The 13,933-nt window shown below is 60.0% G+C and carries 16 protein-coding genes; 4 read left to right on the top strand and 12 right to left on the bottom strand.

Translation table 11 applies throughout. The features are described 5' to 3' along the window. Window positions 1–60 precede the first annotated feature (60 nt). The 8 genes from AC1PUL_RS13940 to AC1PUL_RS13975 form a co-directional block, all read right to left on the bottom strand. Complete coding sequence (locus AC1PUL_RS13940; RefSeq protein WP_149740678.1) at window positions 61–264, bottom strand: hypothetical protein; 204 nt, start codon at window positions 262–264, stop codon at window positions 61–63. A 75-nt stretch (window positions 265–339) separates the two neighbouring features. After that, window positions 340–603: a hypothetical protein gene (locus AC1PUL_RS13945; RefSeq protein ID WP_480464755.1), complete on the bottom strand. Its 264-nt coding sequence runs from the start codon at window positions 601–603 to the stop codon at window positions 340–342. 218 nt (window positions 604–821) lie between these two features. Beyond that, window positions 822–1,139 (bottom strand): hypothetical protein, encoded by a 318-nt coding sequence (locus AC1PUL_RS13950; RefSeq protein ID WP_480464756.1) that lies wholly within the window; start codon window positions 1,137–1,139, stop codon window positions 822–824. A 126-nt stretch (window positions 1,140–1,265) separates the two neighbouring features. Beyond that, window positions 1,266–1,553: a DUF1488 family protein gene (locus AC1PUL_RS13955; protein WP_480464757.1), complete on the bottom strand. Its 288-nt coding sequence runs from the start codon at window positions 1,551–1,553 to the stop codon at window positions 1,266–1,268. After that, window positions 1,550–1,801, bottom strand: coding sequence for a hypothetical protein (locus tag AC1PUL_RS13960; RefSeq protein WP_480464758.1), 252 nt, complete (start codon window positions 1,799–1,801; stop codon window positions 1,550–1,552). Before AC1PUL_RS13960 ends, AC1PUL_RS13955 begins: the two co-directional genes overlap by 4 nt. 201 nt (window positions 1,802–2,002) lie before the next feature. Then, a complete protein-coding gene (locus AC1PUL_RS13965; RefSeq protein ID WP_480464759.1) occupies window positions 2,003–3,106 on the bottom strand; it encodes an AI-2E family transporter in 1,104 nt (367 codons plus the stop codon). An 85-nt stretch (window positions 3,107–3,191) separates the two neighbouring features. Further along, window positions 3,192–3,998: a transglutaminase-like domain-containing protein gene (locus AC1PUL_RS13970; RefSeq protein ID WP_480468584.1), complete on the bottom strand. Its 807-nt coding sequence runs from the start codon at window positions 3,996–3,998 to the stop codon at window positions 3,192–3,194. Between the two features lie 134 nt (window positions 3,999–4,132). Further along, window positions 4,133–5,209 (bottom strand): sensor histidine kinase, encoded by a 1,077-nt coding sequence (locus AC1PUL_RS13975; RefSeq protein ID WP_480464760.1) that lies wholly within the window; start codon window positions 5,207–5,209, stop codon window positions 4,133–4,135. Window positions 5,210–5,482: 273 nt separating this feature from the next. Here AC1PUL_RS13975 and AC1PUL_RS13980 point away from each other — a divergent pair, with 273 nt between their 5' ends. The 4 genes from AC1PUL_RS13980 (at window position 5,483) to AC1PUL_RS13995 (ending at window position 8,376) form a co-directional block, all read left to right on the top strand. Then, a complete protein-coding gene (locus AC1PUL_RS13980) occupies window positions 5,483–6,808 on the top strand; it encodes an APC family permease (RefSeq protein ID WP_480464761.1) in 1,326 nt (441 codons plus the stop codon). Continuing rightward, window positions 6,801–7,205, top strand: a complete 405-nt coding sequence (locus AC1PUL_RS13985) for an OsmC family protein (RefSeq protein WP_480464762.1) — start codon at window positions 6,801–6,803, stop codon at window positions 7,203–7,205. The genes AC1PUL_RS13980 and AC1PUL_RS13985 overlap by 8 nt, the downstream gene beginning before the upstream one ends. Further along, window positions 7,202–7,897, top strand: a complete 696-nt coding sequence (locus AC1PUL_RS13990; RefSeq protein WP_480464763.1) for a VIT1/CCC1 transporter family protein — start codon at window positions 7,202–7,204, stop codon at window positions 7,895–7,897. The genes AC1PUL_RS13985 and AC1PUL_RS13990 overlap by 4 nt, the downstream gene beginning before the upstream one ends. Window positions 7,898–7,986: 89 nt before the next feature. Then, window positions 7,987–8,376 (top strand): DUF302 domain-containing protein, encoded by a 390-nt coding sequence (locus AC1PUL_RS13995; RefSeq protein WP_480464764.1) that lies wholly within the window; start codon window positions 7,987–7,989, stop codon window positions 8,374–8,376. A 79-nt stretch (window positions 8,377–8,455) separates the two neighbouring features. Here the strand turns inward: AC1PUL_RS13995 and AC1PUL_RS14000 are convergent, their stop codons facing one another. The 4 genes from AC1PUL_RS14000 to AC1PUL_RS14015 form a co-directional block, all read right to left on the bottom strand. After that, window positions 8,456–10,045 (bottom strand): MBL fold metallo-hydrolase, encoded by a 1,590-nt coding sequence (locus AC1PUL_RS14000; RefSeq protein ID WP_480464765.1) that lies wholly within the window; start codon window positions 10,043–10,045, stop codon window positions 8,456–8,458. Between the two features lie 734 nt (window positions 10,046–10,779). Next, window positions 10,780–12,282 (bottom strand): tripartite tricarboxylate transporter permease, encoded by a 1,503-nt coding sequence (locus tag AC1PUL_RS14005; protein WP_480464766.1) that lies wholly within the window; start codon window positions 12,280–12,282, stop codon window positions 10,780–10,782. A gap of 10 nt (window positions 12,283–12,292) precedes the next feature. Next, window positions 12,293–12,769: a tripartite tricarboxylate transporter TctB family protein gene (locus tag AC1PUL_RS14010; RefSeq protein WP_480464767.1), complete on the bottom strand. Its 477-nt coding sequence runs from the start codon at window positions 12,767–12,769 to the stop codon at window positions 12,293–12,295. A gap of 1 nt (window position 12,770) precedes the next feature. Continuing rightward, window positions 12,771–13,910, bottom strand: coding sequence for a GntR family transcriptional regulator (locus AC1PUL_RS14015; RefSeq protein WP_480464768.1), 1,140 nt, complete (start codon window positions 13,908–13,910; stop codon window positions 12,771–12,773). Window positions 13,911–13,933: the final 23 nt, after the last annotated feature.

The raw sequence follows: 13,933 nt of genomic DNA on the forward strand, positions 1-13,933 counted from the left end.
ACGTTCCCCTTCAGGGCACAATGGCAAGCTGGTTGCCGCAAACGGTCAGGACATCAGAGTTCATCGGGGTTGTACCGCTTCAAGTTCCCGTTCCAGGGCAACTCGTCCCTGTTGAAGTTCAGTATTCCACAGCCGGTATTGCGGGCTGTTCTGATAGGCGGGCATTGGGGCCTCGACGGTGTAGGTGACTGCGGCGGCAGGAGACAGCCCCTTGGTCGTGACGAGGCGGACCATCTGGCCGATGGTAAAGCGATGAGAAGGCATGCTGTTTCTCCTTTTTGAGGGTTCGCTCGACATGGGCGGGACTGCAGGACTGACGGGTCGATGATCGGTTCCCAATCACAGTCCCTGCACTGCGAGCAGCTTGTCTTTTTCCAGGGCGGCATCGAGTTCCGATGGATCTATTTCAACCAAGCTCTTCTTGTTGCCTGAGGCCACTTCGATCATGGTGGAGACGCGCCGATAGGCGAGCCAGGAGATCCCGGTGATCTGCTCCTCGTCGTCCAAGACATCGTAGTCACCCGCCGGGTACACGCCCTGAAGCCCCGTGAGCGTGAAGGGTGCGTTGAATTGTACGGTTCTCTTTTTCGTTCGCGTGAACATCTGATGTTCCAATCCCTTTGGTGACCTTGCGATCTTGGGGCATCACAAGAGCCGATGAGTGTTACGGCTTGATTGCCGAAGTCATCCTGGTCCGGCCAGAGAACATGAGGACCTTGCACGTCTTGCGCGGACTGATCGGTTTGATCTCGACAATTGCCGTGTGAATCGGTCGAGCTGCAGTACGTCTCGACCTGACATCGGCCAGAACCACGATGTCATTACCCTTCGCCATCGTCGCCACCCTCCAGCACCTGCTTTTGAGCGGTTCCGGAAGTGGAGGAACTGCCGCCCTCATCTTCCCAGCGAGAAAGCGCAGCGCGCTCTGCAAGAACCATCTGTCGCTTGGAAGCGGGGTAGCCATCGGCCATGATCATGCCGTCGTTGATTTGTGCGATTATCCGTTGCTCACGCGTGCCGTCAGGCCCTGCCAGGGCTTCAAGATCAGAAGTCGCATAGTTGGATCGTTTGAGCAGGGATCGTAAGGTCCGCTGCTCTGCTTTCGTCTCAGCATCATCTGACGTAAGCCGGCCTACCATGGCTTAGCGAACAAACGTCCTAAAGGACGTTCATGGGCCTCCGCCGCGTTGACGGAAACAAGGGATACGAGTGTCATATGGTCATCTCCTCATCTGGATTGCACTGAAACGGTGATGGGTAACCAGTCAGTTCGCGAACCGCAGTGAAGAACCGACAGCGTTCGCGTCCATTTTGATCATCGAGCGGTTGTTCTTCTGATACAGAGCCTGCGCGATCTCCAGGATCCGGCTGTGGCACCGATCGAAGGCCATCAGATAGCCCTGCTCCCGCAGACTCGAGTGAGAGCTTTCCTGCTCGAAGAGCCCCACGGACAAAAGGAAGACAATCTGCTTCAATCCGTCGTAGCCGACAAACCTGATAACACCGCGGCGCTCGTCGTAAGTCCGTGTTCTATTCGCAAACGATAGGCTCATACGCCAAACTCCATCGCGGTCGTTTGATCGCGACGCTCAGAGAGACCTTCTGCCCATGTGCTGACCGCCGCGATCAGAACATCCGGCTCCCTCGTTCCATTCTGATAGAGTTCGAGCGCGTATCTGGCCGCATTGCGGTCCAGCTCACACATCGGCTCCTGGTATTGAAACCCCGTGTAGCGAAGAACGTCTTTGATGATGCCGATATCTGTATTGCCAAGCGGAAGAAGATTGCTGTCGGAAGACATATCGTCCTCCTTTGCTGGGGCTCGGGTGCGTGCCGCCCGTAAAATGACAGCGCCCGTAAAGTGGCTGCCATTGATATCAAAGTGGTGCGCAAATCAGAAATTGCAAGAGCACCCTGCAAACAGCGAAAAGATGCGGCGATGGCGCACTTGCAGGTTGATGAGACCTGCCATGCTCGACGACTGTCAGGGTGGCGCTGTGTTTTATTGCGAAAACTTATTCCCGCCCTTTTTTCCCGGATCCATCGGGTGGTCTTGAACCTCCGCCCGCTGATCCTGTTGTTTGATGAACAAGGACCACGCGGAAATGAAGAGTGCTGCAATCAGGGGGCCAATGACAAAGCCACTCAGGCCAAAGAGCGATATGCCACCGACGGTCGAAATCAGAACGACATAGTCGGGTAGCCTTGCACCTTGACCGACGAGGGGCGGTCTGAGGATATTATCGATCAAGCCGATGATGAAGGCTCCGACCACCACCATGATTATTCCTTTGACCCAGGCACCGACCAGGAAGAGCCAGATGGCTGCGGGCACCCAGACGATTGCTGCGCCAATGGCCGGCAGCATCGACAGAAAAGTCATCACGACGCCCCAGAGCAGGGCCGCTTCTATGCCCAAGGCCCAAAAGGTTACGCCTCCGATGATGCCCTGGATGATTGCGATGATCACATTACCGCGGACCGTGGCGCGGACAACCGCCGCGAACTTGTCGACGAACTGTCGCGTGTAGTCGTCGCTCAGCGGAATGGAGTGGCGCAAAGTCTTTCCAAGGGACGCGCCATCCCGAAACAGAAAGAACAGAAGATAGAGCATGAGCCCCATGCTGATGAAAAATTGCAGCGTGTTCTGACCGAAGCTCAACAGACCGCCTGCAATCGACTGACCAGCCTCCATCAGGCCCGACGAGAGCCGTGCCCACAACTCGGCAAAGCCATCAAGCTTCAGCGAAGTCAACCAGTTGCTTACAAATTCGGGAAGCACCGCCTGCAAACGCAGAAGATGGGCATTCAGGTCGATTTCATTGCTGCTGATGCGCTGATAGAGGCTCGTCCCTTCCTGAATCAGGGATGCCAGGATGCCGAGAGCCGGCAGGATGACGAGGCAGATGCAAAGGAGCAGCGTCAGCAATGCCGCGCCCGTTGGGCGACCACCCAGCCACCGCTCCAAGCGCTTGTGGATGGGGAAGAAAAGGATCGCCAGGATGACGGCCCATAACACCGCTGTGTAGTAGGGGATGAGAAGCCACACGAAGGCGATCGTGATGATGAGAAGGAGGACATAGAAGCTTGCTCGCTGGATGGTCATTTGGCACCTTCCTCTCGTCGGCTCAGCCGTCCGCCAATGGCGATGGGTCGAGGTCTTTGTTCATCGCGCCAAGGCCTGATGGCCGTCAGTCGACTTCTTCCGTGACGACTTCGAAATGCGTCAGCGTTGCCGGACCGAAGGCTGTCGAGAGCGCGACATCCGTGGCATCGCGTCCCCTCGCCATCAGGATGCGCCCGATCCGCGGGACATTGTGGCGCGCATCGACGGTCCACCATCGACCGCCGAGATAGACCTCGCACCAAGCACTGAAATCCATGGGATGCGGATCTTTCGGCACGCCGATATCACCGAGATAACCTGTGCAATAGCGGGCGGGGATGTTCAGGCATCGGCAGAGCGTGATGGTGAGATGCGCGAAATCGCGGCACACGCCCGTCCGGTCCATGAAGCCGCCATGGGCCGTGCGCATCGGGTCTGCCCTGTCATAATCAAACACGAGATGGCCATGAACGAAGTCGAGGATGGCCTTGACACGCGGCCAGCCCAGAGGCGTCGCAGAAAACTGCTTCCAGGCAAAATCGGCCAGACGATCGGTGTCGCAATAGCGACTGCCCAGCAGGAAGACCAGCACGTCATCGGGCAGATCCTGGATCGGGAGTTGCACGGACTGCTCGGGTAGAAACTCCGGCAGCCCACTGTCGCTCACCTCGAACTCGGTCGAGATCATCGTCCTGCCGGGAGGCGCCAGAATCCGGCTACAGGCGTTGCCATAGGCATCGAGATAGTCTCGATGGGAAATCGGTCGGCTGAAGGAGAGGTTTTGTTCGGTGCAGAGATCCCGTTCACGCGATGGGTGAATTTTCAGGACGAGCAACATGGGCGTCTCGTTCTGACACTCGTATTCAATGTAAAATCCTGCGCGGATCTTCATGTCACCGTCTTTCTGCAATGTCGCCATAAAGTCTCTTGATCGCAACGGATGAGACGCGTAGGCGTTCCGATCGATCCCAGCTTCGAGGATGGAGGAGGTTGTCAGCGTCACCCCACCGTCCGGCGGTCAAGGCCTCAGGCTGCGGTGCTCGTGGTCGAATGGAACGTCGCATGAGCCACAGTGACACTCATGCCCTTATCGCTGGATGCAATCTCGACCCGCGCATCGAGCTGTTTCGCCAGAGCCTCGATGATCAGGGATCCGAGACCAGATCCGGGCTCAGCCGGCTTCTCCGTCACGCTGCGACCGACACCGTTATCCGCGACTACCAGCCGCCAGTCAGTGTCGCGTGTCTCATAGCTAACGAGAACCCGTTCGGACCCCGTGGACACCGGGAAGGCATATTTGATGGCGTTGATGACGAGTTCGGTCACGATCAGACCGATGCTGACGGCATTGCGAGACGGGATCGTGCTTACGGTGGCGTGGAGGTCGATGACAATCGGCCGACTGTCCACAATGATGGACTTCGCCAGGCCATAACAGAGCTTCTGCAGATAGGCTGAGACCTCGATTTCGTCGACGCCATCCGTCAGATGCAGATAGTTCTGCACCGTGGCGACCGACATCACGCGCTGGTGGGCGTCTTCGAGATGACGACGGCTTTCCTCGGACGTCACGGCGCGCGCCTTCAGCATCAGGATGCTGGCGATGATCTGCAGGCTGTTGGCCACCCGGTGCTGCATCTCCTGAAAGAGAATGCGCTGCTGGACGAGCAATTCCTCCGTGCGCTCCAGCAGAGCCTGTTTCTCGGCTTCCGCCCGCCTTGCCTCGGTGATGTCGCGAAACGCAAGCAGCGTGTTGGGGGCAGAGGATCCGCCATAATCGACGGTTCGCGCCGACATCAGCAGCGTGCGGCGTCCGATCCTGGCGACGTCCCTGTCAAACTCGAAGGCGGATATCTCCGGGTGGTCCGGGATCGCTGCAGCAAGACGCTTGCGAAGCAGGGGAATGTCCCATTGCCGCTCATCCAGATCAAACAGGCTGATCCCATGTGAACGTCCCGGATCGATCTCGAAGGTTTCGAAGAAGGCGCTGTTTGCGGCGACCAGCCGCAAATGACTATCGAGAACGACGAAGGGTTCCGGTATGCTTTCAACGATGGCTAGTGCTAGCCTTTTCGCGTCACTCGGGTCTCCGAATTGCTGCATCGGCTATCCCTCCATCGCAGAGCGGACGATCCCATCGATGCCCAGTCCTGCATTTGTGCAGACACTACGCCTCATTGTTCCCTTTGGCCATAACAATCGGAAAGTGCTGTTGGTCACCCGATTGAAGACCTTGGCGCAGTAGGCCCGGGCGTTTTCCGGGCCTGCATCGAATAACAAGCAACTGTCGCGGGAAGCGGTGTAGGGTGAGGTCGAGCCTGCGAAGGAAAGGCGTCGACACACCGAACAGACCTCAGTCCTCCCGGAGAGTAGCTCATGCCTTCCGATCAATCCCAAACGGCGCCAGCCCAGCTCCTCAGACGGCTCGGTCTCGTGCACGCCGTCCTTTACGGTCTGGGTGTCACGATCGGCGCCGGCATTTATGTACTCGTGGGGGTCGCGGCTGGTCGATCGGGAATGCATGCGCCGCTTGCCTTTGCGCTGGCCGCAATCGTGATGGGCTTGAGTGCGGGTTCATTTGCCGAACTCGGGACACGCATGCCGGTAAGCGCCAGCGAAGCGGCCTATGTCGAGCGAGCCTTTCACCGCCGCTGGCTCAGTCTTGCCACCGGCCTTCTGGTGATCATCACCGCAGTGATTTCCGCCTCAACGATCAGTTCGGGCAGTGCCGGATATCTGCAGACCTTCCTTCCGTTTGATAGAGTTTGGATCATCGCCGCTGTTGTCAGCTTGATGGGGCTGGTCTCCTGTCTCGCAACCATCCACTCCGTCACCTTCGCGGGCCTCATGACACTGATTGAGGTCGCAGGGCTGGTGCTGATCGTCGGGGCTGGTGTGTGGAACGGAACGGGCTTGCTCACGCGGCTGCCGGAGATCTGGCCCGGAGGCGATTTGGGGGGATGGCTGGGCGTGGCAAGCACAACCATGATCGCAGTCTTTGCCTTCATCGGTTTCGAACACCTGGTCAACGTTGCCGAAGAGATGAAGGCGCCGCGCCGCACGCTGCCCGCTGCCCTGTTCCTTACCCTCGGCCTGACCGCCGTCATCTACGGACTGGTCGTCTGGGTATCGATCATAGCCGTCCCGCCTTCAGAACTTGCCGCTTCCAACGCACCACTCGCTATGGTCTTCGAACGGTTGACGGGTTGGCCGCCATCCAGTCTGAGCGTGATCGCCATCGTCGCAACGCTCAACGGCGTCATCGTCCACATGATCATGATCGCACGGGTCATCTACGGTCTGGCGCAACAGGGAAACCTCCCGCGGGTTCTGGGGCGTGTCAGCAGGAGGACGGGCACGCCGCTTGTCGCGACCGGCCGGGGTTACCCTCATCCTGCTCTTCTCGACCGCGCTCCCGCTGGAGGGGCTCGCCGAACTCACCTCGCAAGGCACGCTGGTTCTGTTTGCAATCGTGAACCTGGCTTTGATCCGCATAAAGTGGCGGGAGTCTACCCCGCCCCCGGAGGTCTTCATCTGTCCCATGTGGATACCCTATGCCGGCCTTGCGGCCAGTCTCTTGCTCTTGGTGTTCGACAGTCTTCCCTTGTCTTGATGTCGATCAAGTCCGGCATGGGGCCTGATGATACGGTGCATCTCGTGAACCTCCAGGAGGATCACATGAGGAGGACTTGCGATGCTTGAATACAGGGTCTCGGCAAGACGGATCGATCCCAGGCAGAGCGTGGCGCGCACAGAGAAGGCAGAGGTCAGGCTTGCCACCGGACTGACCGGTCCGGTCGACGCCTTCAATCCGGCCGAACTGTTGCTGGCGTCGATTGCCGCCTGCATGATCAAGGGGATCGAGCGTGTCCTGCCTCTCCTCGATTTCTCCCTCGATGGTGGGGAGGTGATGCTTCACGCCGTCCGGCAGGATGATCCGCCGCGTATCGTCTCCGTCAACTACGAACTCGTGATCGATACCGACGAGACCGACCAGCGGCTCGAGCTCCTGCACAAGAATGTCCGCAAATACGGCACGATCTCCAACACCGTGGCTCTCGCGACCCGCCTTGATGGCGTGATCCGGAGGGCCTCATGAGGAGCCTTCACAGCGAAACGCATCTCGTGTCCCGGATCGGATGGCTGCGGGCTGCCGTTCTCGGTGCAAATGACGGCATCGTGTCGACCGCAAGCCTGATCGTCGGGGTCGCTGCCTCTGCGGCGGGAAGCTCCGAGATATTGATCGCCGGCATTGCCGGACTGGTGGCCGGAGCCATGTCGATGGCAGCGGGCGAATATGTTTCCGTGAGTTCGCAGGCGGACACCGAACAGGCCGATCTCGCCCGTGAACGGCTGGAGCTTGAAACCCAGCCCGATCTGGAGCGAGAAGAGCTTGCCCAGCTCTACGCCAAGCGTGGTGTCGATATCGATCTGGCCCAAAAGGTCGCGGAGCAGTTGATGCGCAAGGATGCGCTCGAGGCGCATGCCCGCGAAGAACTCGGCATTTCCGAGATCACCACCGCCCGACCGATCGTGGCTGCCCTGACATCGGCGCTGACCTTTGCGGTTGGCGCCATGATGCCGCTTGCCATGGTGTGGCTGGCACCGGCGAACCAGCTTGTGTGGCTCGTCTCTGCCGCATCACTGCTGTTTCTCGCGCTGCTTGGAGCCATCGGCGCCAAGGCCGGAGGGGCAGACGTGCTGAAGGCCACAATCCGCGTCACCTTCTGGGGTGCCTTTGCCATGGCGCTGACGGCAGGGATTGGTGCTCTGGTGGGAACCGCCGTCTAGGTGGTGCGCGACGCTGAGAGAACATGCTTCGGTGTGGGGCCCACACCGGCAACAGGATCGGTAACCGCCGATCGCAGGGGAGTGAGATCATGACCTATACAATCGACAAGACAATCAAAGGCATGCCTTTCGACGAGGTGGTCGTAGCTACGAAGTCGGCTCTCGCGACGAAGGGATTCGGTGTGCTGACCGAAATCGACGTGCGGGCGACGATGAAGAAGAAGCTCGACGTCGATGTGGCTGACTATCTCATTCTCGGCGCCTGCAATCCTAATATGGCGCTTGAAGCGATGAAGATGGAACCCAGGGTCGGCGCCATGCTGCCCTGTAATGTGATCGTGCGATCGCTGGAGGACGGGACCATCATGGTCAGCGCCATCGATCCCGTCGCCTCGATGCAGGCGATCGACAATCCGCACCTCAAGACGGTCGCTGGCCAGGTCCGCTCTCTCCTGCAAGACGCCGTCGCCGCCATCTGAGTCCCCTGCTGTGCCGCAGGCTTACTGAACGTGTCAGGCTTGCGCCTGGCCCGCGGCAGCGTCTCCGCCCGTACCGGCCTCAGGTCTCGATGGCGCGCCTGATCTTGCGGACGATGGCCCGGCGGGCCTTGTCGTCTGCAGCCATGCGAAGCTCGGCCTGGAGATCCTGGATCAGGCCCTGATAGTCGTTGTTCCAGTCGCGATGGCCTGCCTGCGCCGGATCCATACGAGGCGGCGGCAGGAAGCTTGAGATATCGACCGGACCATTGGCTTCAAGGCGAAAAGCCGAGTCGATGTGGGGGATATAGATCCGTTCCTCGCCAATGACGGCGGCAACCCTTGCCTTCATGGCCGCGAGTGCCTGATCTTCACCATGGACCAGGAAAATGGCGTGGCGGATGGGCTGTCGTGCGGCAAGCCATGCGAGCAGCTCGGCACCATCCGCATGTCCGCTATAGACATCGATCGAACGGATCCGGGCCCTGACGGCGATCTCGTCGCCCTGGATCTTCACGGTGGACGCACCGTCCTGGAGTATCCGCCCAAGTGTTCCCGCCGCCTGGAAGCCGACGAGGAGCACCGTCCCCTCCTCCCGCCACAGCCAGTTTTTCAGTCTGTGGCGGATGCGTCCTGCCTCGCACATGCCGCTGGCTGCGATGACGATGTGAAAGCCCTTCACGAAGTCCAGCGCCTTGGATTGCTCGACGCTTTCTGTGAAGCGCACGAACCGAGAGCGGATCGCGCGCTCCAGAAGGTCGCCATTGTCCAGCTCGCGACTATGGGCCTTGAAAATCTCCGTGGCTCGGGTTGCCAAAGGAGAGTCGATGATCACTGGACAATCCGGGATCTTGTTCTGCTCCATCAGGAAGACGAGATCGGCAAGAAGCTCCTGGGTTCTCTCGACCGCGAAGGAAGGAATGATCAGGGCGCCGTCACGATGCCGCGCGGCGGCGGTGACCTCTGCCTGCAAGATGCGTCTCCGCATCTCATCGGTCGTGTCGATGCGGTCCCGATCGCCATACGTGCTCTCGCACACCACATAATCCCAGCCCTGAGGCGCTTCCGGATCGGCCTGGAGCAGTTTGAAGGCCGGCCCAAGATCGCCAGAAAACAGGAGGCGGGCCGGCGTCTCGCCGCCGATCTCGATCTCCACGGAGGCCGATCCAAGCAGATGCCCGGCATTCCAGAAGCGGATGCGTATACTGTCACCCAGATCCTGCCACTGGCGCAATGACAACGGTCTGAACTGGGTGAGTGTCGCCTCAGCATCCTCGGCGGTGTAGATCGGTTCGACGACCTCGCGGCCGCGCCGCCGGTTCCGACGGTTGAGTTGCTCGACTTCGAATTCCTGGATATGGGCCGAATCCGGCAACATCACGCTGCACAGATCAACCGTGCCACGCGTTGCATAGATCGGTCCAGCATAACCATGCTTCACGAGCTTAGGCAAAAGGCCCGAATGATCGATATGGGCATGGGTGAGGATGACAGCGTCAATCTGGCGAGGATCGAAAGGGAAAGCCCTGTAGTTCAGTTGCTTCTCGCTCTTGGAGCCCTGGAACATCCCGCAATCCACGAGTATGTGCCGACCATTTACCTCGAGACTGAAGCAGGATCCTGTCACCGTGCCAGCAGCACCATGGAAACTCAATTTTGGGCCTGAACGCATTGTCTTGTCCTCCACAGGCAGCACACTAACCTCAAGAGAACGCTTGCCGCTTGATAAGCATCAACTGGCACCTCGATTGTCCGGTTAGCTGCGGCTTAAATTCGTCGACGGGTGGGACCCGCGGTTAGCCCTAACGACTGCTAGCTAGCGCTTTACCACGAGAGATCGGATTGGGGCGGAAGACTGCCACGCGAACATGCTCCCCTCAGCTTCTGCTTGGCACTCCCGAACGGAAATAATTGCCGCTCTCTCGCCATGTTGACGTCGGCCCAAAGCCAGGGCACAAAGATTGCATCCACGGTCGCTCACGGCAAGAAAACAGAGGAAAATCAATGGCTATTTTGTTAAGCCTTTGAAATCATGTGAGAATCCAGGTTCTCCAGGCAGGCCATTTTAGGTCGGTTTGCGACTGAAAATGAGCGACTACTTCTCACAGAAAAAAGTGATGCCTTCTCAACAACTTGAGCCATCGTAGCTGCCGTTTTTCAGACCATCAGTCGTCCCGATACGGGTTTCGCTAAAATTGGCTGGGGACCCGAAAGCGATGTCGTTTAAGGGGTCGCGACGGGACAGTCCGCTTCGATCTGTCGAACCAGTGAAGCGGACATCTAGTTGAAGCTATAAGCTGGGATGACACCTGCCGCCTAAGGGCGCGCCGTCTCGCGGCACCTGTGTGTATCCATGGGAGTGTATGTCGGAGGATTGCCGGCTTTCACCAATCCCTCCTTTCTCCATCACCCCTCCTGGAATGCTTCCTCGCGTTTCTTCCTGACCGATGGCAGAACAACCAGCAGCAGCATGATCGCTGCGATCGAAAGCAGGGCCGCACTGAGCGGTCGGGTGAAGAAGACGCTCGGGTCGCCCTTGGAGAACAGAAGCGTGCGGCGCAGGAATTCCTCCATCATCGGACCGAGGATGAAGGCGAGCAACATCGGCGCCGGCTCGACCTCCAGTTTGCGGAAGAGGTAGCCGACCACGCCGAACAGCGCCATGGCATAGACATCGAACAGGCTGTTGTTGACGCTGAAGACGCCGATAGCACAGAGCGCGATGATAGTCGGGAACAGAAAGTGATAGGGAATGGCGATCATGCGGACCCAGAGACCTATCAGCGGCAGGTTCAGCACAAGCAGCATCAGATTGCCGATCCACATTGAGGCAATCAGGCCCCAGAACAGGGTCGGCTGTTCCGTCATGACCGAAGGACCAGGCTGAATGCCCTGGATCAGCATGGCACCGATCATCAGGGCCATTACGGAATTCGAGGGTAGCCCCAGGGTCAGCATCGGGATGAAGGAGGTCTGCGCGCCGGCATTGTTGGCCGATTCCGGACCGGCCACTCCCTCGATCGCGCCCTTGCCAAAGAGTTCCGGCTCTTTCGAGAGGCGCTTTTCCAGCGAATAGGAACCGAAGGATGCCAGCGCTGCTCCACCACCGGGCAGAATGCCCAGCACCGAGCCCAGCGCCGTGCCGCGGGCGATCGGGCCGATGATGCGGCGCCAGTCCTCGCGTGTCGGCATGAGATTGGTCACCTTGCGGGTGAGCAGCGTGCGCTCCCCTTCGGCCTCCAGATTGGCGACAATCTCGCCCAAGCCGAAGATGCCCATGGCAAGCACAACAAAACTGATGCCATCGGAGAGCATGGGCACATCGAAAGTGAAACGCGGAACGGCAGAGTTGACGTCCGTGCCGACCATGCCCAGCAGCAAACCGGTCAGGATCATACCGAAGGCCTGCAGCAGCGAGCCCGACGCCATGACGATGGAGGCGATCAGGCCGAGCACCATCAGTGCGAAATATTCCGCCGGTCCGAACTGCAGCGCCACCGCCGCCAGTGCTGGCGCAAAGAGCGCGATCAGCAGCGTCGAGATGGTTCCGGCGATAAACGAGCCGATGGCAGCGGTCGAGAGCGCACGTCCCGCCTGGCCCTGACGCGCCATCTGGTGGCCATCAAGCGCGGTGACCACTGACGATGGCTCGCCCGGCAAATTGACGAGAATGGCGGTGGTGGAGCCGCCATACTGGGCGCCGTAATAGATGCCCGCGAGCATAATCAGCGCCGTTTCCGGCGGCAGACCGAAGGTCAGTGGCAAAAGCATGGCGATCGTGGCGACCGGGCCGAGGCCCGGCAGCACGCCGATGGCCGTGCCGAGGAAGACGCCGAGAAGGCAATAACCGAGGTTGGTGATCGAGGAGGCAATGGTCAGCCCCATCCAGAGATTTGACAGCATGTCCATCGCAGGGTCCTCAGGAGGCGAACAGCGGCGAAAGCCAGCTTCCGGTGAGCGGCATGGGCACACCCAGTCCCTTGACGAAGACCAGGGAGCAGACAGCAACCAGCGCCATGAGAGCGGCGAGCGAGCGCACCGACAGGGCGAAATGCTGGCTCGCAGCGGCCGATACCAGCAATAGCACGGTCAGCGCCAGCGGCAGTCCCGCCCCGGTCAGCAACAGGCCGAACAGGCAAACCGATGCCGTGACCAGCAGCAGCGCTTTCCAGTTGACCGGGCCAATCGGATCGCCATCGCGTTTCAGGCTGCGCAGCAGCGATACGAGCGCGACCAGAATGAGCAGACCGGAAATGACCCGTGGGAAATATCCAGGCCCCATGCGTCCGGCCGTGCCGAAACCATAGTCGCCTGCGATCACAAAACCGGCTGTGCCCAGTACTCCATAGAGCAGCGCGCTGCCGAACTCTTTCTTCGACCTTATTCTCAGTGCCATACTATCCTCCCGGTGTATCCTCAGCCGGGGTCGACGGGCTTTCCGGGGCGTTATGCGCCGCCGGAAGCACCGAGCGCCCCTCGACCTCATGCATGGTGATCAATGTCAGTCCATAGGGCGTGTGCGGATCGCTCCACCGACTTTTCAGCCGCGCATACAGCGCCTCGGCCTGTTCCTGGGCGCTATAGCCGATCAGGTGAAAGAAGCCTTCCCGCTCGGCCTCGACATCGCTGCGGCCCAGAAGGACGATGGAGATATCCTCTGGCACGCGGATGCCGCGCGCATGCAGGCCGGCGCGCAGTCGCTGCCCGCTCTCGACGCCCCAGACGAGAACACCGCGACGCTCCCCACCGGGTTCGCGGGCGATGGCCGCCAGCCGCTCCAGCACGGCCAGTTCGAATTCGCGCGATGGCAGGGAAGGCAGCAGGTCGGGCGCGCGCAACTGCGTGCGATCGGGGCCCTCCTCCCGCATCTGCCGGTAGCGATGCAGGCCAAGTTCATTGGCGAGAAAGGAGTTTGCCGTCGTGATGTAATGGATCTGCTGATGCGCACATGCCGACAGCAGGCGGACCGCCCGTTCGACAGGCCGGCCCCATTCGAAGCCCACCGCATCGACATCCGTGCCGACCAGCCAGGCACCATCGACGATCACGTTCTCCGACTTGCGCCGGAGCGCCGCCAGCATTTCGACCGGCATCTGCTCAAAGGAATTCTGGATGACGCAGGCATCGAAACGCGGCAGGGATTGCAGCACCCGGCGCGCGTGATCGGCATCGGAATATCCGACCTCCAGGGTCATATCGCCGCCATCGGCGACCATGGCCTGCAGACGGTCCATGACGAGGCGTGCCCTTTGCGTGGCGCTCGGACGGCGCAGCAGGATCACGCTGCGGCCTTTCTGTGGCAGACTGCGCATGCCTGAGCCACCGTGACCCGCACTGCCGCCAACGAAAAAGGTCCCGCGCCCGACTTGCGCATCAATGAGCCCCTCTTCCTTCAGCGCCTGCAGGGCGCGCTGCACCCCCGGCTGCGCCAGCTTAAAGTCGCGCATGAGGCTACGAACCGTCGGCAGCCGGTCTCCCGGCTGCGCCGTTGTCGCCAGCGACTTCAGATAGTCCTGAAGCTTCCCAATTCTCTCCATGCCCGGCTCCTATCACAATACAA

This window comes from Rhizobium sp. P43 (assembly GCF_056730705.1).